The sequence below is a fragment of the Pseudomonas sp. SWRI77 genome (assembly GCF_014269105.1).
Taxonomy (GTDB): Bacteria; Pseudomonadota; Gammaproteobacteria; order Pseudomonadales; family Pseudomonadaceae; genus Aquipseudomonas; species Aquipseudomonas capeferrum.
Window position 1 is genome coordinate 77,386 of sequence record NZ_JABWRV010000012.1, and the last position, 16,118, is coordinate 93,503.

Here is a 16,118-nt window from a genome sequence, read left to right on the forward strand (position 1 = left end):
AAATGCGCGCAGATCTGTTGATTGTCGGTGCCGGTATGGTCGGCAGCGCCCTGGCCTTGGCGTTGCGCCACAGTGGCCTGGACATTCTCCTGCTCGACGGCAGCCCGCTGTCGGTCAAACCCTACGATAACGAGGCCGCGTTCGAGCCGCGTGTCAGTGCCCTGTCGGCGGCCAGCCAGCGCATTCTCGAGCGCCTTGGCGCCTGGGACGGTATCGCCCGGCGGCGGGCCACGCCGTACACCGACATGCACGTGTGGGATGGCAGCGGCACGGGCCAGATCCACTTCTCGGCGGCCAGCGTGCACGCTCAGGTACTCGGCCACATCGTCGAGAACCGGGTGGTGCAGGATGGCCTGCTGGAGCGTCTGCATGACAGCGACATCGGCCTGCTGCCCAATGCGCGGCTGGAGCAACTGCGCCGCTCCGGTGACGAGTGGCTGCTGACCCTGGCCGACGGCCGCCAGCTGCGTGCGCCGCTGGTGGTGGCGGCTGATGGCGCCAACTCGGCGGTGCGCCGCCTGACCGGTTGCGAAACCCGTGAGTGGGATTACCTGCATCACGCCATCGTCACCAGCGTGCGTTGCAGCGCGGGGCACCAGTCCACGGCCTGGCAGCGCTTCACCGACGACGGCCCGCTGGCGTTCCTGCCGCTGACGCGCGATGGCCAGCAGGACTGGTGCTCGATTGTCTGGTCGACCACCCCGGAGCATGCCGAGCAGTTGATGGCGCTGGATGAGCCGGCCTTCCTCAAGGCCCTGGAACGAGCCTTCGAGGGGCGCCTGGGTGAAGTCCTGCAGGCAGACCCGCGCGTCTGCGTGCCGCTGCGCCAGCGCCACGCCAAGCGCTATGTGGACGAGGGGCTGGCCTTGATTGGCGATGCCGCGCACACCATTCACCCGTTGGCTGGCCAGGGCGTCAACCTGGGCTTCCTCGATGCCGCTGTGCTGGCCGAGGTGCTGGTCAATGCCTGCGAGCGGGGCGAACGGCTGGCGGATGTGAAGGTGCTGAGCCGCTATGAGCGGCGGCGCATGCCGCACAACCTGGGGCTGATGGCGGCGATGGAGGGTTTCGAGCGGCTGTTCCAGGCCAACCCACTGCCGTTGCGCTGGTTGCGTAACAGTGGCTTGAAGCTGGTGGAGCAGATGCCAGAGGCCAAGGCGTTGTTCGTGCGCCAGGCATTGGGGTTGAGCGGGGACCTGCCGGCGTTGGCCAGGCCTTGAGCCTACGGGGCCGCCTTGCGGCCCCTGCAACATCCGGTAACGGCTCCAAGGGTGAGTGACAAAATGGGATTCACTACCATTTGCGCCTCTCATACGATCCGAGGAGTGCTTTCCATGTTGCCACGCAAGCCCCTACTGGCCGCCCTGGCCCTGACCCTGTTCGGCGGCACTGCCCAGGCAGCGGAGGAGGTGGTGGTGTACTCCTCGCGCATCGACGAGCTGATCAAGCCGGTGTTCGATGCCTACACCGCCAAGACCGGCGTCAAGATCAAGTTCATCACCGACAAGGAAGCCCCGTTGATGCAACGCATCAAGGCCGAGGGCGAGAACGGTGTGGCCGACCTGCTGCTGACCGTCGATGCCGGCAACCTCTGGCAGGCCGAGCAGATGGGCATCCTGCAGCCGATCAAGTCCGACATCATCGACCAGAACATCCCGGCGCAGTACCGTGCCTCGTCCCATGACTGGACCGGCCTGAGCCTGCGCGCCCGCACCATCATCTATGCCACCGACCGGGTCAAACCCGAACAGCTGAGCACCTACGAAGCCCTGGCCGACAAGCAGTGGGAGGGCCGCCTGTGCCTGCGCACCGCGAAGAAGGTCTACAACCAGTCGCTGACCGCCACACTGATCGAGAACCACGGCGAGGCGAAGACCGAAGAGATCGTCAAAGGCTGGGTCAACAACCTGTCCACCGACGTGTTCTCCGATGACAACGCCGTGATCCAGGCCATCGAGGCCGGCCAGTGCGATGTGGGCGTGGTCAACACTTACTACTACGGGCGCCTGCACAAGCAAAACCCCGCGTTGCCGGTGAAGATCTTCTGGCCCAACCAGGGTGATCGTGGCGTACACGTGAACCTGTCGGGCATCGGCCTGACCAAGCATGCTCCGCACCCAGAGGCTGCGAAAAAGCTGGTCGAGTGGATGACCGGCGAAGACGCGCAGAAGCTGTTCGCCGACATCAACCAGGAGTTCCCGGCCAACCCGAAGGTCAAACCGTCGGACGAGGTTGCAGCCTGGGGCAGCTTCAAAGCTGACAGCATTCCGGTCGAGATCGCGGGCAAGCGCCAGGCAGAGGCGATTCGGTTGATGGACCGGGCTGGCTGGAACTAAGCGCCAGGCTTTATCCTTGCGGGGCCTGCAAGGGCCCTTTCGCGGGGCAAGCCCGCTCCCACAGGTACAGCGCAGCCCAAGCGGCGGCACCGTACCTGTAGGAGCGGGTTTACCCGCGAACGACCGCGCAGCGGTCGCCATCGCCTTCGAGACTTGAGCCTTGCCCCACACCCCCCAACGCCGCTGGTACCTCCCGGTCGCCCTGATCGCTGCCCTGGTGCTCCTGCCCCTGAGCGTCCTGTTGCTGTCGTGGCAGTCGATCGACCAGCAGATCTGGTCGCACCTGCTCGACACCCAGATGAGCCGCCTGCTCGGCAACACCCTGACCCTGGTGCTGGGCGTAGGCATCGGCGTCACTGTCCTGGGTGTCAGCCTGGCCTGGCTCACCAGCCTCTGCGAATTCCCCGGCCGGCGCTGGCTAGACTGGGCGCTGATGCTGCCGTTCGCCATCCCCGCCTACGTGCTGGCATTCGTCTTCGTCGGCCTGCTGGACTTTGCCGGCCCCGTGCAAAGCGCCTTGCGTGAAGCCTTCGGGCCGATGCGCCTGCCCCGCGTACGCTCCACGGGTGGGGTGGTCATCGTGTTGGTGCTGGTGTTCTACCCTTATGTCTACCTGCTTGCGCGCACGGCCTTTCTGGCGCAGGGCCGGGGCCTGATGGAGGCGGCCCGGGTACTGGGGCTGTCGCCGCTGCAGGCGTTCTGGCGCGTGGCGTTGCCCATGGCGCGCCCGGCCATCGGTGCCGGTATCGCCCTGGCGTTGATGGAAACCCTGGCCGATTTCGGTGCAGTGGCAGTGTTCAATTTCGATACCTTCACCACGGCCATCTACAAGACCTGGTACGGCTTCTTCAGCCTGTCCAGCGCCGCGCAGTTGGCCAGCCTGCTGCTGTTGGCGGTGATGCTGGTGCTCTACGGCGAGCGCCGTGCGCGCGGCGCCAGCCGTACCGGCAACGAGCGGCCGCGTGGGCAAGCGCTCTATCACCTGCGCGGGGCAAAGGCGCTGCTGGCCAGCGGCTGGTGCCTGCTGGTGTTCGCCTGCGCCTTCGTCATACCGCTGCTGCAATTGCTGGTGTGGTTCTGGCAGCGCGGTCGGCATGACCTGGACGATCGCTATGTCGGCCTGGTGCTGCACACCTTGTACCTGGGCGGCATGGCGGCATTGATCACGGTGAGCGTGGCGCTGTTGCTGGCATTTGCCCGGCGCCAGGCGCCGACGGCTGGCATCCGCGCTGGGGTCGGCCTGGCCAACCTTGGTTATGCCTTGCCAGGTTCAGTGCTGGCGGTGTCGATCATGCTGGCCTTCAGTTACCTCGATAACCAACTGGTGGTGCCGCTCTCCACATGGCTGGGCGGCGCTGGCAAACCCTTGCTGCTGGGTAGCCTCGCGGCCTTGCTGCTGGCCTACCTGGTGCGCTTCATCGCCGTGGCCTACGGGCCGCTGGAAGGCAGCCTGGAGCGTATCCGGCCCTCGTTGCCTGAAGCGTCGCGCAGCCTGGGCGTCGGCGGCGTGGGATTGTTTTTCAGGGTGTATCTGCCGTTGTTGGTGCCCGGTGCACTGAGTGCGGCCCTGCTGGTATTCGTCGATGTGTTGAAGGAAATGCCGGCTACCTTGCTGATGCGTCCGTTCGGCTGGGACACCTTGGCGGTACGGGTGTTCGAGATGACCAGCGAGGGGGAGTGGGCGCGCGCCTCGCTGCCTGCCTTGACCCTGGTACTGGTGGGGCTGCTGCCGGTCATCGGGCTGATCCGCCGTTCGGCTCGGCGCCCCGGTCACAGACACTAAGGGTGCCAGCCTGCGCCCATGCGGCTACAATGCGCGGCATTCGCGCGGCGGGTCCTACAAGAAGAGCTGACGACCCAACGTCATCGACCGCCGCCGCTTCGCCACGCCCGGAAGGAGAAACCCATGGGACAGCGCACGCTTCTGTATGACCTGCACCTGGCGCTCGGCGCCAAGACGGTCGATTTTGGCGGCTGGGACATGCCCCTGCACTATGGCTCGCAAGTCGAGGAGCACCATCAGGTGCGCAGTGACTGCGGGGTCTTCGATGTCTCTCACATGACCGTCATCGACGTCACGGGCAGTGATGCCTTTGCCTGGTTGCAGCGGTTGCTGGCCAACGACGTCGCACGTCTCGCGGGTATTGGCAAGGCGCTGTACAGCCCACTGCTGAACGCGCAGGGCGGGGTTATCGACGACCTCATCGCCTACCGTACCGAAGGCGGCTATCGCCTGGTGACCAACGCCGCCACCCGCGAAAAGGTGCTTGGCTGGCTGCATGCGCAGCGTGCAGGCTTCGAGGTGGATGTTCAGGTTCGCCCGGACCTCGCCATCCTCGCCATTCAAGGCCCCCACGCCCGTGAAAAGGTGGCGGCCTTGCTGAGCCCCTCGCGCGCCGCGCTGATCCGCGAGCTGCGCCCGTTCGAAGGTATCGCCGAAGGCGACTGGTTCATTGCCCGTACCGGTTATACCGGTGAGGACGGCCTGGAGATCATCCTCCCAGGTGACCAGGCCGTGGCCTTCTTCAACGACCTGGTAGGGGCCGGCATCGCCCCCAGTGGCCTGGGCGCCCGCGATACCCTGCGTCTGGAAGCCGGCATGAACCTTTACGGCCAGGACATCGACGAAGCCCACACCCCGCTGACCTCCAACCTGGGCTGGAGCATCGCCTGGGAGCCGGCTGCGCGCGAATTCATCGGCCGCACTGGCCTGTTGGCGGAAATCGAGCAGGGTGTGAAGGAAAAACTGGTTGGCCTGGTGCTGGAAGAACGCGGCGTTCTGCGTGCCCATCAGGTGGTTCGTGTTACCGGTATTGGCGAAGGTGAGATCACCAGTGGTAGTTTCTCTCCTACGCTGAGCAAATCCATTGCCCTGGCGCGTGTACCCATGGCTACCGGCGACCGCGCCGAGGTCGAGATTCGCGGCAAATGGTACCCGGTGCGGGTGGTCAAACCGACCTTCGTGCGCCACGGCAAAATCCTGATTTGAACAATTATTAACCGGCGGGCCGACCGCTGAGCCAATCGAGGAATTCAAGACATGAGCAATATCCCCGCCGACCTGCGTTTTGCCGAAAGCCACGAGTGGGCGCGCCTGGAAAGCGACGGCACAGTGACCGTTGGCATCAGCGACCATGCACAGGAAGCCCTGGGTGACGTCGTGTTCGTCGAACTGGCGGAAGTCGGCAAGGTGTTTGCCAAAGGCGATGCCGCAGGCGTGGTCGAATCGGTCAAGGCGGCTTCCGACATCTACGCCCCGATCGCTGGCGAAGTGATCGCGGTCAACGACGCGCTGGCAGACAATCCGGAGCTGTTGAACGAAGAACCTTATGGGGCGTGGATCTTCAAATTGAAGCCAAGCGACGCAGCTGAATTGGAAGAGCTGCTGGATGCTGCGGCTTATCAGGCTGCGATCGGCGAGTAACTGATCAGGCCGGGGGGCGCACTGCGCCGCCCGGCCATGGTGCGGCAAAAGCAAGTTTCTCCGCACAATCGGCAATCCTTCCTAGACTTATAAGTCTCCATGAGGCCTGGTCTAGGAAGAGAGCGTCGTCATGTCCCAGTCGCCGTCCCTGCATCAACTGCAAGAGCTCAACCCTTTCCTGCGTCGCCACCTTGGCCCCGATGCCTCGGAGCAGCAGGCCATGCTCAGCGCGCTGGGTGTTGCCAGCCGCAGCGAGCTGATCGAGCAGACGGTCCCGCCAGGGATCCGCCTCAATCGCCCACTCGACCTGCCGCCGGCCCTGGATGAACAGGCCGCACTGGCCAAGCTCGCCGGTTACGCCGAGCAGAATCAGGTCTGGACCAGCCTCATCGGCATGGGCTACCACGGCACCGTCACGCCAACTGTCATCCTGCGCAACGTGCTGGAAAACCCAGGCTGGTACACCGCCTATACGCCTTATCAGCCAGAAATCGCCCAAGGCCGGCTGGAAGCCCTGCTCAACTTTCAGCAGATGGTCATCGACCTGACCGGCCTGGCCCTGGCCAACGCCTCGCTGCTCGACGAAGCCACCGCCGCCGCCGAGGCGATGGCCTTGGCCAAGCGCGTGGCACGTAACAAGAGCAACGCCTTCTTCGCCGACGAGCACTGCCACCCGCAAACCCTCTCGGTACTGAAAACCCGCGCCGAGGGGTTCGGCTTCGAGCTGATCGTCGACGCTGTGGATAACCTTGCCAAGCACTCGGTATTCGGCGCTTTGCTGCAATACCCGGACACCCATGGCGAGGTGCGCGACCTGCGCCCATTGATCGACCAGTTGCACAGCCAGCAAGCCTTGGCCTGCGTTGCCGCCGACCTGCTCAGCCTGGTGGTGCTGGCGCCGCCCGGTGAGCTGGGCGCCGATGTGGTGTTGGGCTCGACCCAGCGCTTTGGCGTACCGATGGGCTACGGCGGGCCACACGCGGCCTATTTCGCCTGCCGTGACGACTTCAAGCGGGCCATGCCGGGGCGCATCATCGGTGTGTCACGCGATGCCCGTGGCAATACCGCGCTGCGCATGGCCCTGCAGACCCGCGAGCAGCACATCCGCCGTGAGAAGGCCAACTCCAACATCTGCACGGCCCAGGTACTGCTGGCCAATATCGCCGGCTTCTATGCCGTCTACCATGGCCCAGAGGGCTTGCAGCGCATTGCCCAGCGCGTGCATCGGCTGACCTTTATCCTGGCGGCCGGCCTTGAAGCCAAGGGCATCAAGCGGCTCAACCAGCATTTTTTCGACACCCTGACGTTGGAGGTGGGCGGCGCGCAGGCGGCGATCATCGAAAGTGCCGAGCACGCGCAGATCAACCTGCGCATCCTCGGGCGTGGGCACCTGGGCGTGAGCCTGGACGAAACCTGCAGCGAACAGACCGTGTTGCGCCTGTTCGATGTTTTCCTGGGGGTCGACCACGGCCTGGACATCGCGACGCTCGACCAACTGGCGCTGCCCGAAGGCATACCAGCGGGGCTGGTGCGGCGCACGCCGTTCCTTGCGCACCCGGTCTTCAACCTGCACCACAGTGAAACCGAGATGCTGCGCTACCTCAAGCAGCTGGAAAACAAGGACCTGGCGCTGAACCAGTCGATGATCCCGCTGGGCTCCTGCACCATGAAGCTCAACGCCACCAGCGAGATGATCCCCATCACCTGGCCCGGCTTCGCCCAGCTTCATCCCTTTGCGCCTGCTGCCCAGGCGGTTGGCTACAAAGCGATGATCGACGAGCTGGAGAGCTGGTTGTGCGCGATCACCGGCTTTGACGCCATTTGCATGCAGCCCAACTCCGGGGCCCAGGGTGAATACGCCGGCCTCATGGCCATCACCCGCTACCACCGCAGCCGCCATCAGCCGCAGCGTACGCTGTGCCTGATTCCGTCCTCGGCCCACGGCACCAACCCGGCCTCGGCGCAAATGGCCGGCATGGAGGTGGTGATCGTCGATTGCGACGAAGACGGCAACGTCGACCTCACGGACCTCAAGGTCAAGGCCCAGGCGGCAGGGGATCGGTTGTCCTGCCTGATGGTCACCTACCCCTCGACCCATGGGGTGTACGAAGAGGGTATCCGCGAAATCTGCGACGTGGTGCACCAGCACGGTGGCCAGGTGTACATGGACGGTGCCAACCTCAATGCCCAGGTCGGCCTGGCACGGCCCGCAGACATCGGCGCCGACGTTTCGCACATGAACCTGCACAAGACCTTCTGCATCCCCCATGGCGGCGGCGGCCCCGGCATGGGCCCGATCGGCATCCGCGCCCACCTCAAGCCCTTTGTCGCCAGCCACCCGGTGGTGCCGGTACCCGGCCTGGACCCGAACAACAGCGCGGTCAGTGCCGCGCCCTGGGGCAGTGCGAGCATTCTGCCGATCAGCTGGATGTACATCGCCATGATGGGCCCGCAACTGGCCGATGCCAGCGAGGTGGCGATCCTCTCGGCCAACTACCTGGCCAGCCAGCTTGCCGGGGCGTTCCCGGTGCTCTACCGCGGGCGTAACCAGCGCGTGGCCCACGAATGCATACTCGACCTGCGCCCGCTCAAGGCCCAGACCGGCATCAGTGAGGAGGACGTGGCCAAACGTTTGATGGACTACGGCTTTCATGCCCCGACCATGTCATTCCCGGTACCGGGCACGCTGATGGTCGAGCCGACCGAGAGTGAGTCCAAGGCCGAGCTGGACCGTTTCGTCGAGGCGATGCTGGCGATCCGTGCAGAAATCGCCCAGGTGCAGGAGGGCAACTGGCCGGCCGAAGACAACCCGCTCAAGCATGCGCCGCATACCTTGGCCGATGTGTTGGCAGCGTGGAACAGGCCGTACAGCCTGGAGCAGGGCATCGCCCCCAGTGCTCACGTACGCCAGCACAAGTATTGGCCAGCGGTGAACCGGGTCGACAATGTGTATGGAGACAGGAACTTGTTCTGCGCGTGTGTGCCGGTGGAGGCTTATCGCTGAGTTTCGGGGGGCTTGGCCCCCCGATTATTTACTCGGCTACTGCGTTCTTGGCCAGAATGGCATTGGCCAGTTCCATGTCGCTGGCTTGCATGCCTGGGTTTTCGGCGCGCACCTGGTGCAGCGCAGACTCCAGGAACGGCCCACGAATGGCGCCTTCGCTGGCCACGAAGCTGCCAGCGTCTTCCTGCGCGGCCAGTACCAGCTTGTGATCCTTGGAGGTCAGGTAGGTGGACGCGGTGGTCGCACCGGAAGAAATCACGTTACGCCAGAAGGTATCGGCCATGGCGGAGCCCATTGGCAGCGAAAGCAAGGCAGCGGTCGCGATGGCGGTTTTGAGACGCATGTTGAAACACCTCGAAGGGTGAGGGTTGAAGATGCGCGGTTTGATCGTGGCAAAGGAGGCAAGTTCCTTGAATACAAGGGATTTTCGCTCAGGAGCAGGCCCGTAGCACTTCCTCTGCGCGGGTCAGCCCGCAGGCCACTTTCGCCTCCCCGCAGCGGCGCAGGTCCAGCAAGCCTTCCGTCAGTGCCTGGCGCCGCAAGTGCGCAAGGTCGGTGTGCGGGCCTATCTGCGCGCGCAAGTTTTCGCTGGGTATCAACAGTTCGAACAAGCCCGTGCGACCGTGAAATCCGGTACCACGACAGGTACGGCAGGGCTGGCCGCTGGCCGCCGAGGCACAACCCTGGCAATCGCCGCAAAGGGTACGAATCAGCCGTTGCGCCATGACCCCGATCAGCGTCGCCTTGATCAGGTAGTCGGCTACGCCCAGTTCCTGCAGGCGGGTGATCGCAGCGCAGGCATCGTTGGTGTGCAGGGTCGACAGCACCAGGTGCCCGGTGAGGGCTGCCTGTACGGCCACCAGGGCGGTTTCACGGTCACGGATCTCGCCGATCATGATGATGTCCGGGTCCTGGCGCAGCATCGCCCGCACGCCGTTGGCGAAGCACAGGCCCAGGGCCGGCTGCACTTGCAACTGGTTGAACGCCGGTTCCAGCCGTTCGATCGGGTCTTCGATGGTGCACAGGTTGATTTGCGGGGTGGCCAGCAGTTTGAGGCTGGCGTAGAGCGTGCTGGTCTTGCCGGAACCGGTGGGGCCCGTTACCAGGATGATGCCTTGGCGGTGGCGCAGCAGCGCCCGCCATTGCTCCAGCTGCTGCCCTTCGAGGCCCAGGCGGTCGAAGCCTTCATGCAGTTGCTGCGGGTCGAACAGGCGTAACACCAGTTTTTCGCCAAACGGCGTCGGCAGGGTCGACAGGCGCAGCTCCACCTCGCCGCCGCCCGGCAGGCGGCTTTGCAGGCGACCGTCTTGTGGCCGGCGTTTCTCCGCTACATCCATACGCCCCAGGTGTTTGAGGCGGCTGACCAGCGCCAGGGTCACGCCTGCGGGAAAGGCGTAGACGGTGTGCAGCAGGCCGTCTATGCGGTACCGCAGTTGCCCCTGTTCGCGGCGGGGCTCCAGGTGGATATCGCTGGCGCGTTGTTCGAGGGCGTACTGCAGCAGCCAGTCGACGATGTGCACGATATGCGCATCGTCGGCATTGGCCTCGGCCTGGCGTTTGCCCAGTTCCAGCAGGTGTTCGAGCTCCCCCAGGCTGGCCGGCTGCTGGTGTTGCGCACCCTGTACCGACTGGGCCAGGCGCAAGAACGATTGCCCCAGCTGGCGGATCTGCAACGGGCTTGCCAACACCCGACGGATCGGCCTGCCGAGGCTGCGGGCCAGGTCTGCCTGCCAGTCATCCTGATAAGGCTGGGCGCTGGCCACGGTGACGCCCGAGGCGTCGGCGGCCACGACGAGGATGCCATGGCGCTGGGCGAACGCCGGGGAGATCAGCCCGCTGACCTGGGACATGTCCAGTTGCATCGGGTCGATGCGCACAAAGGGCTGGCCGACCTTATCGGCCAGCCACTGACAGAGGCGGTCCAAGTCCAGCGGCTGGCCGGGGTGCATGCGGTCTTCAAGACCAGGGCCGGCGATCAGCTCCAGTGGGTGGCAGGCCGGGCGTGCGGCGGCCTGCTCAAGTACCAGCAGGGTGTCGCTGGCGTCCAGGTGCTGCTCGGTCAGCAGCGCCTGGAGCAGGCGGTTGAGGTCGAGTGCTTGCTTGCCGGGGGTATGCATGTTGGCGTCCTTGCCAGGTGGGGAGTCCTGATGAAGGCTAGCCGGGTGCGGTGAGCTGTCTGCTGGCAAAGGGTTTCGGGATCTTGCGACATGAACAAAAGAAGCGGGCTCAGACCACCGCCAGCTCCACGCGCGCAAGGTTCGCCAGGCTCACCTCACCCACGCACACCAGGTTGCGCAATTTTTGTGCAATGACCTCGGCCCGGTGCCAGCTCAGCCCGCCAACGCCGATTTCGATATCGAGCCAGTCCTCCTGTTGGCTGACCTGCACGTGGTGCGGGGTCAGAAACTGCAAGGCAAACAGGTTGAGCACCCGGCACAGGCTGTCGGGCTCGGCCTCGGCCTGCAGGCGGTAGTGCACGGTGCTGTGGGCGTTGCTGGCGGCCCAGGCGTCGGTACGTGGCAGTGCGTTCATGCTGGTCTCCGCGAATGTGGGAGAAATTCTTGCACGTTAAGGCGGGTATTTTTTCGCTATGATTCCATCGATTTGCTGGAATGGCAGATCGTTTAATTCTGATTATCTGGTTTTGGGGGAATATTCATGCACAGCGAGCTGGACGCCTATGATCGGCGCATCCTGGAACTGCTTCAGGAGGACGCTTCGCTGTCCAGCGCACAGATTGCCGAGCGTGTCGGGCTGTCGCAATCGCCTTGCTGGCGGCGTATTCAGCGGCTGAAGGAGGAGGGGGTGATACGCGGGCAGGTGACCTTGCTCGACCGCAAGAAAATCGGCTTGAACACGCAGATCTTCGCCGAGGTGAAGCTGAACGCGCACGGGCGCTCGAATTTTACCGAGTTCACCGAGGCGATTCGGGGGTTCCCGGAGGTGCTGGAGTGTTATGTGCTGATGGGGTCGGTGGACTTCCTGCTGCGCATCGTTACCTCGGACATCGAGGCGTACGAGCGGTTCTTCTTTGAAAAGCTGTCGAATGTGCCGGGGATTCAGGAGGTCAATTCGATTGTGGCGCTTTCGGAGATCAAGTCCACGACGAGCCTGCCACTGGGTCGCTGAGGTAGATTTTCGTGGTTTTTGCAGGAGCGGCCTTAAGATCTGTGCTGCTTTGGAGATCTTGGGGCCGCTGCGCGACCCTTTCGCGACGCAAGGCCGCTCCTACAGCCGCTGCGCGACCCGTTCGCGACGCAAGGCCGCTCCTACAAGGGCCGTGTCGTCAGGGCTTGAGCAGGTGCTTCCAGCCGCGGCTCTGATCAACGGCGCGGGCCTGTTCGATACGGGCTTCAAGCAGCTCGTCGGGCTCTTCCGACAGCGGCAGCTCGGCCAGCTCGTGCAGTTTTTTCAGGTCACCGTACAGGCGGTCCATTTGCGGTGCTTCGAGCACCTGGCGGGCATGGTGCAGCCAGGCAAGCACCTGTTCGATGCGCGGCAGCTGTTCGGCCAGGTCTTCCGGGCGCTGGGTGTACAGCGGCAGCTTCAGCGCACGGCCTTCTTCGCCCAGCAGATGGGCCATCCAGCTGGCCAGCTGCGCATTGCCCTGGCGTTCGCCACGGCCTTTGCGTTCGGCGGTCCAGCCACGGGCCAGCAGCCAGCGCGAGGTTTCCAGGGAGAACTGACCCCAACGCACGTCTTCGAGCTCTTCGGCAAACTGTTCGGGCGCGGCGCGGCGGATGTCTTCGTCATCGTTACCGGCCTGCACCAGCGGGCGCCAGTCTTCGAGCAATGCGTCGAGGCTGCTGCGCAGGGCGCGGGTGGACGGGCGTGGTGCCGCCTGGCCCAGGCTGCTGGTCAGTGCGCGCAACTCGGCCAGGCACTCGACCCAGTCCTGCAACAGGCGCCAGTGGCCATTGTGGCGATATTGCTCGGCCAGGCGCTGGCTGCTGGCCAACAGCTGCCAGGCGAGGGCGGCGTAGGCATCGTCCACGGCCATTTCGGCGTCCAGCTCGGTGTGCGGCAAGCCCAGCTCATAGCTCTCGGGCTCCAGCAGGCGGTAGCCACGCTCGGCCTTGCTGATGTCGCAGGGCATCAACGGCAGGCTGGCGGCGAGCTCGGCGGCCAGCTCTAGCAGGGCTTCAGGCGCACCTTCGCGCAGCTCGAGCTCCAGCTCGCAGATTTCTTCCTTGCGCTTGCCGGCGATCACGAAGCCTTGATCCAACGCAGCCTCGATCACGACTTTGCTCTTGCCACGGCCCCAGGCGATTTCCGCGAATTCGCGGGTGAAGTCGGTGGTGAACAGCGGCTTGATGGTTTTCTTGTCGAGCGCGGCCAACTGCTCGGGCCAGCAGGTGGCGTCGAGTTTTTTCAGGTCGAGCTTGACCTTGTCCAGCTGCCACTCGTACTCGTTGCGCTCGGACAGCCCGGCCACGCTTTGGCCACGGCACTTCAAGGTCTGGATGATCGCCTCGCCATCGCGGCGCAGGCGCAGGGCCACGCGGGCAGCGGAAAGGTCACGCTCCGGGGTGTCGAAGTACTGGTTGAGCAGTTCGCGGGTCTGCCAACCGGACTTGTTGCGCTTTTTCAGCAAGGGGTGCTCGCGCAGGGCGGCAAGGGTCTCGCGGCTGGCGCGGAGCTTGAGTTCGGTTTCTTTGTGCATCGCTGGCTCGAAGGAGGGGCTCGTTGGCAACAGAGTCTACAGCAGTCGGCCGCCAACGGTTTATTCCAGACGGCAGATGGTCCTATGATGGGCAACGCTTCCGAGGAGTACGGGCATGCCGTTGCCGACGCTGAAAGACCAGTTTGCCGCTTTGATCGCCGCGCCTTCGGTCAGTTGTACCCAGCCTGCGCTGGACCAGTCCAACCGCCAGGTCATCGACCTGCTGGCCGGCTGGTTGGGCGACCTGGGTTTCACGTGCGACATCCAGCAGGTCAGCCCCGGCAAGTTCAACCTGCTGGCCAGCCGTGGCACCGGCCCGGGTGGCCTGGTGCTGGCGGGGCACAGCGATACCGTGCCGTTCGACGAGCAGCTGTGGTCGAGCGACCCGCTGAAGCTGACCGAAATCGATGGCCGTTGGGTCGGCCTGGGCAGCTGCGACATGAAGGGCTTCTTCCCCCTGGTCATCGAGGCCGTGCTGCCGTTGCTGGAGCACGACTTCAAGCAACCGCTGCTGATTCTCGCCACCTGCGACGAAGAAAGCTCCATGTCCGGCGCCCGCGCCCTGGCCGAGGCCGGCCAGCCGCTGGGCCGCGCAGCGGTGATCGGCGAGCCCACCGGCCTGCGGCCGATCCGCATGCACAAAGGCATCCTCATGGACCGCATCGACATCTTGGGCCGCAGCGGCCATTCGTCGGACCCAAGCCTCGGGCGCAGCGCCATGGAAGCCATGCACGCGGTGATGGGCGAGCTGATGCAGTTGCGCGGGCAATGGCAGCAGGCGTACCGCAACCCACAGTTCACCGTGCCTACACCAACGATGAACTTCGGCTGCATCCATGGCGGCGACAACCCCAACCGCATTTGTGGCCAGTGTGCACTGGAATTCGACCTGCGGCCGCTGCCGGGGATGGATGCAGAGCAGTTGCGTGCGGCGATTCGCCAGAAGCTGGTACCGCTGGCGGAACGTTATGAGGTGCGTATCGACTATGCGCCGCTGTTCCCTGAAGTGCCGCCGTTCGAGGAGGCTGCGGACGCCGAGCTGGTGCACGTGGCCGAGCGCCTGACCGGTCATCGCGCCGAAGCGGTAGCGTTCGGCACCGAAGCGCCTTATCTTCAGCAGCTGGGCTGCCAGACCATCGTGCTGGGCCCTGGCGACATCGCCTGTGCCCACCAGCCTGGCGAGTACCTTGAAATGTCACGAATCGAGCCTACCGTGCGTCTATTGCGTGACCTGATCCGGCACTATTGCCTGCACTAAACGTCCATTGAGCTGATTCGTTCCTGCCTAGAGGAGACCGCGCGTGACCGCAAGCCTGTTCCGACGATGATCTTGAACGCCCCCTGTATCGCCGTTCTCCGTCCACTTATCCACAGGCCCTGTCATGCCCGATTACGTCAACTGGCTGCGCCATGCTTCCCCGTACATCAATGCCCATCGCGACTGCACCTTTGTGGTCATGCTCCCCGGCGATGGGGTGGAGCACCCTAATTTCGGCAATATCGTCCACGACCTGGTGCTGCTGCACAGCCTGGGCGTGCGGCTGGTGCTGGTGCATGGCTCGCGCCCGCAGATCGAGAGCCGCCTGGCCGAACGCGGCCTGACCCCGCACTACCACCGCAGCCTGCGCATCACCGATGCGGCCACGCTGGATTGCGTGATCGATGCTGTGGGTGCCCTGCGCCTGGCCATCGAGGCGCGCTTGTCGATGGACATCGCCGCTTCGCCGATGCAGGGCTCGCGCCTGCGCGTGGCGTCCGGCAACCTGGTCACTGCCCGGCCGATCGGTGTGCTCGAAGGCGTGGACTACCACCACACCGGCGAAGTGCGCCGGGTCGACCGCAAAGGCATCAGCCGCTTGCTCGACGAGCGCTCGATCGTGCTGCTGTCGCCGCTGGGGTACTCGCCCACCGGTGAAATCTTCAACCTGGCCTGCGAAGACGTGGCCACCCGCGCGGCCATCGAGCTGGGTGCCGACAAACTGCTGCTGTTCGGCGCCGAGCCGGGGCTGCTGGATGAACAGGGCAAGCTGGTGCGTGAGCTGCGCCCGCAGCAGGTGGCGCCGCATCTGCTGCGCCTGGGCAGCGACTATCAGGGTGAGCTGCTGGATGCTGCCGCCGAGGCCTGCAAGGGCGGCGTGGCGCGCAGCCATATCGTCAGTTATGCCGAAGACGGTGCGCTGCTGACCGAGCTGTTCACCCGCGGGGGTGGCGGTACGCTGGTGTCCCAGGAGCAGTTCGAGGTCGTGCGTGAGGCAACCATCGAAGATGTCGGCGGCCTGTTGGAGCTGATCAGCCCGCTGGAAGAGCAAGGCATCCTGGTGCGCCGTTCGCGCGAGGTGCTGGAGCGGGAAATCGAGCAGTTCAGCGTGGTCGAGCGCGAGGGCATGATCATCGCGTGTGCGGCGCTGTACCCGATTGCCGATTCCGAGGCGGGGGAGTTGGCGTGCCTGGCGGTGAACCCGGAGTACCGGCATGGTGGGCGCGGCGATGAACTGCTTGAACGCATCGAGAGCCGGGCACGGCAGATGGGTTTGAATACGCTGTTCGTGCTGACGACGCGCACTGCGCACTGGTTCCGCGAGCGTGGCTTTGCGCCAAGTGGCGTGGAGCGGCTGCCGGCGGCGCGGGCTTCGCTGTACAACTATCAGCGTAATTCGAAGATCTTCGAAAAGTCGCTGTAAGCCTGCTTCG

The 16,118-nt window shown here is 64.7% G+C and carries 13 protein-coding genes; 9 read left to right on the plus strand and 4 right to left on the minus strand.

Annotated elements, in window-relative coordinates; genetic code table 11:
* The first annotated feature begins 2 nt into the window (after positions 1 to 2).
* The 6 genes from HU766_RS13785 to gcvP all read left to right on the plus strand — a co-directional run bounded on the left by HU766_RS13785 (position 3) and on the right by gcvP (position 8,764).
* Positions 3 to 1,220, plus strand: a complete 1,218-nt coding sequence (locus HU766_RS13785) for a 2-octaprenyl-3-methyl-6-methoxy-1,4-benzoquinol hydroxylase (protein ID WP_167334469.1) — start codon at positions 3 to 5, stop codon at positions 1,218 to 1,220.
* A 114-nt stretch (positions 1,221 to 1,334) separates the two neighbouring features.
* Entirely contained in the window at positions 1,335 to 2,336 is a 1,002-nt protein-coding gene (locus HU766_RS13790) for an extracellular solute-binding protein (RefSeq protein ID WP_033702162.1), read from the plus strand.
* A 160-nt stretch (positions 2,337 to 2,496) separates the two neighbouring features.
* Complete coding sequence (locus HU766_RS13795) at positions 2,497 to 4,119, plus strand: iron ABC transporter permease (protein ID WP_033702160.1); 1,623 nt, start codon at positions 2,497 to 2,499, stop codon at positions 4,117 to 4,119.
* Between the two features lie 123 nt (positions 4,120 to 4,242).
* The gene (gene gcvT, locus HU766_RS13800) at positions 4,243 to 5,325 is read left to right on the plus strand and encodes a glycine cleavage system aminomethyltransferase GcvT (protein WP_186657665.1); all 1,083 of its coding nucleotides are present in this window, start codon (positions 4,243 to 4,245) and stop codon (positions 5,323 to 5,325) included.
* A gap of 51 nt (positions 5,326 to 5,376) precedes the next feature.
* Positions 5,377 to 5,760 (plus strand): glycine cleavage system protein GcvH, encoded by a 384-nt coding sequence (gcvH, locus tag HU766_RS13805; RefSeq protein WP_186657668.1) that lies wholly within the window; start codon positions 5,377 to 5,379, stop codon positions 5,758 to 5,760.
* A gap of 130 nt (positions 5,761 to 5,890) precedes the next feature.
* The gene (gene gcvP, locus HU766_RS13810) at positions 5,891 to 8,764 is read left to right on the plus strand and encodes an aminomethyl-transferring glycine dehydrogenase (RefSeq protein ID WP_186657677.1); all 2,874 of its coding nucleotides are present in this window, start codon (positions 5,891 to 5,893) and stop codon (positions 8,762 to 8,764) included.
* Between the two features lie 28 nt (positions 8,765 to 8,792).
* Here the strand turns inward: gcvP and HU766_RS13815 are convergent, their stop codons facing one another.
* The 3 genes from HU766_RS13815 to HU766_RS13825 all read right to left on the minus strand — a co-directional run bounded on the left by HU766_RS13815 (position 8,793) and on the right by HU766_RS13825 (position 11,296).
* Positions 8,793 to 9,107 carry a DUF2388 domain-containing protein gene (locus tag HU766_RS13815; RefSeq protein ID WP_186657680.1) on the minus strand — a complete coding sequence of 105 codons (315 nt, stop codon included), beginning with the start codon at positions 9,105 to 9,107 and terminating at the stop codon, positions 8,793 to 8,795.
* An 88-nt stretch (positions 9,108 to 9,195) separates the two neighbouring features.
* The gene (locus HU766_RS13820) at positions 9,196 to 10,881 is read right to left on the minus strand and encodes a GspE/PulE family protein (RefSeq protein WP_186657684.1); all 1,686 of its coding nucleotides are present in this window, start codon (positions 10,879 to 10,881) and stop codon (positions 9,196 to 9,198) included.
* A 109-nt stretch (positions 10,882 to 10,990) separates the two neighbouring features.
* Entirely contained in the window at positions 10,991 to 11,296 is a 306-nt protein-coding gene (locus HU766_RS13825) for a hypothetical protein (RefSeq protein WP_186657687.1), read from the minus strand.
* A gap of 126 nt (positions 11,297 to 11,422) precedes the next feature.
* Between HU766_RS13825 and HU766_RS13830 the strand changes: the two genes are divergently transcribed.
* Entirely contained in the window at positions 11,423 to 11,893 is a 471-nt protein-coding gene (locus HU766_RS13830; RefSeq protein WP_033702147.1) for an Lrp/AsnC family transcriptional regulator, read from the plus strand.
* A 157-nt stretch (positions 11,894 to 12,050) separates the two neighbouring features.
* On the opposite strand, the gene HU766_RS13835 is transcribed toward HU766_RS13830, so the two are convergent.
* Positions 12,051 to 13,427 carry a CYTH domain-containing protein gene (locus tag HU766_RS13835; protein ID WP_186657690.1) on the minus strand — a complete coding sequence of 459 codons (1,377 nt, stop codon included), beginning with the start codon at positions 13,425 to 13,427 and terminating at the stop codon, positions 12,051 to 12,053.
* Positions 13,428 to 13,542: 115 nt separating this feature from the next.
* Here HU766_RS13835 and argE point away from each other — a divergent pair, with 115 nt between their 5' ends.
* A complete protein-coding gene (gene argE / locus HU766_RS13840) occupies positions 13,543 to 14,685 on the plus strand; it encodes an acetylornithine deacetylase (RefSeq protein ID WP_033702143.1) in 1,143 nt (380 codons plus the stop codon).
* Between the two features lie 124 nt (positions 14,686 to 14,809).
* Positions 14,810 to 16,108 carry an amino-acid N-acetyltransferase gene (argA, locus tag HU766_RS13845; RefSeq protein ID WP_033702141.1) on the plus strand — a complete coding sequence of 433 codons (1,299 nt, stop codon included), beginning with the start codon at positions 14,810 to 14,812 and terminating at the stop codon, positions 16,106 to 16,108.
* Positions 16,109 to 16,118: the final 10 nt, after the last annotated feature.

Bases quoted from the DNA above. Each gene is read 5' to 3' on its own strand.
- gcvT (WP_186657665.1), top strand. From the start codon at position 4,243: ATGGGACAGCGCACGCTTCTGTATGACCTGCACCTGGCGCTCGGCGCC.
- argE (WP_033702143.1), top strand. From the start codon at position 13,543: ATGCCGTTGCCGACGCTGAAAGACCAGTTTGCCGCTTTGATCGCCGCG.
- gcvH (WP_186657668.1), top strand. From the start codon at position 5,377: ATGAGCAATATCCCCGCCGACCTGCGTTTTGCCGAAAGCCACGAGTGG.
- HU766_RS13820 (WP_186657684.1), bottom strand. From the start codon at position 10,881: ATGCATACCCCCGGCAAGCAAGCACTCGACCTCAACCGCCTGCTCCAG.
- HU766_RS13825 (WP_186657687.1), bottom strand. From the start codon at position 11,296: ATGAACGCACTGCCACGTACCGACGCCTGGGCCGCCAGCAACGCCCAC.
- HU766_RS13815 (WP_186657680.1), bottom strand. From the start codon at position 9,107: ATGCGTCTCAAAACCGCCATCGCGACCGCTGCCTTGCTTTCGCTGCCA.
- HU766_RS13830 (WP_033702147.1), top strand. From the start codon at position 11,423: ATGCACAGCGAGCTGGACGCCTATGATCGGCGCATCCTGGAACTGCTT.
- HU766_RS13785 (WP_167334469.1), top strand. From the start codon at position 3: ATGCGCGCAGATCTGTTGATTGTCGGTGCCGGTATGGTCGGCAGCGCC.
- argA (WP_033702141.1), top strand. From the start codon at position 14,810: ATGCCCGATTACGTCAACTGGCTGCGCCATGCTTCCCCGTACATCAAT.
- HU766_RS13790 (WP_033702162.1), top strand. From the start codon at position 1,335: ATGTTGCCACGCAAGCCCCTACTGGCCGCCCTGGCCCTGACCCTGTTC.
- HU766_RS13835 (WP_186657690.1), bottom strand. From the start codon at position 13,427: ATGCACAAAGAAACCGAACTCAAGCTCCGCGCCAGCCGCGAGACCCTT.
- gcvP (WP_186657677.1), top strand. From the start codon at position 5,891: ATGTCCCAGTCGCCGTCCCTGCATCAACTGCAAGAGCTCAACCCTTTC.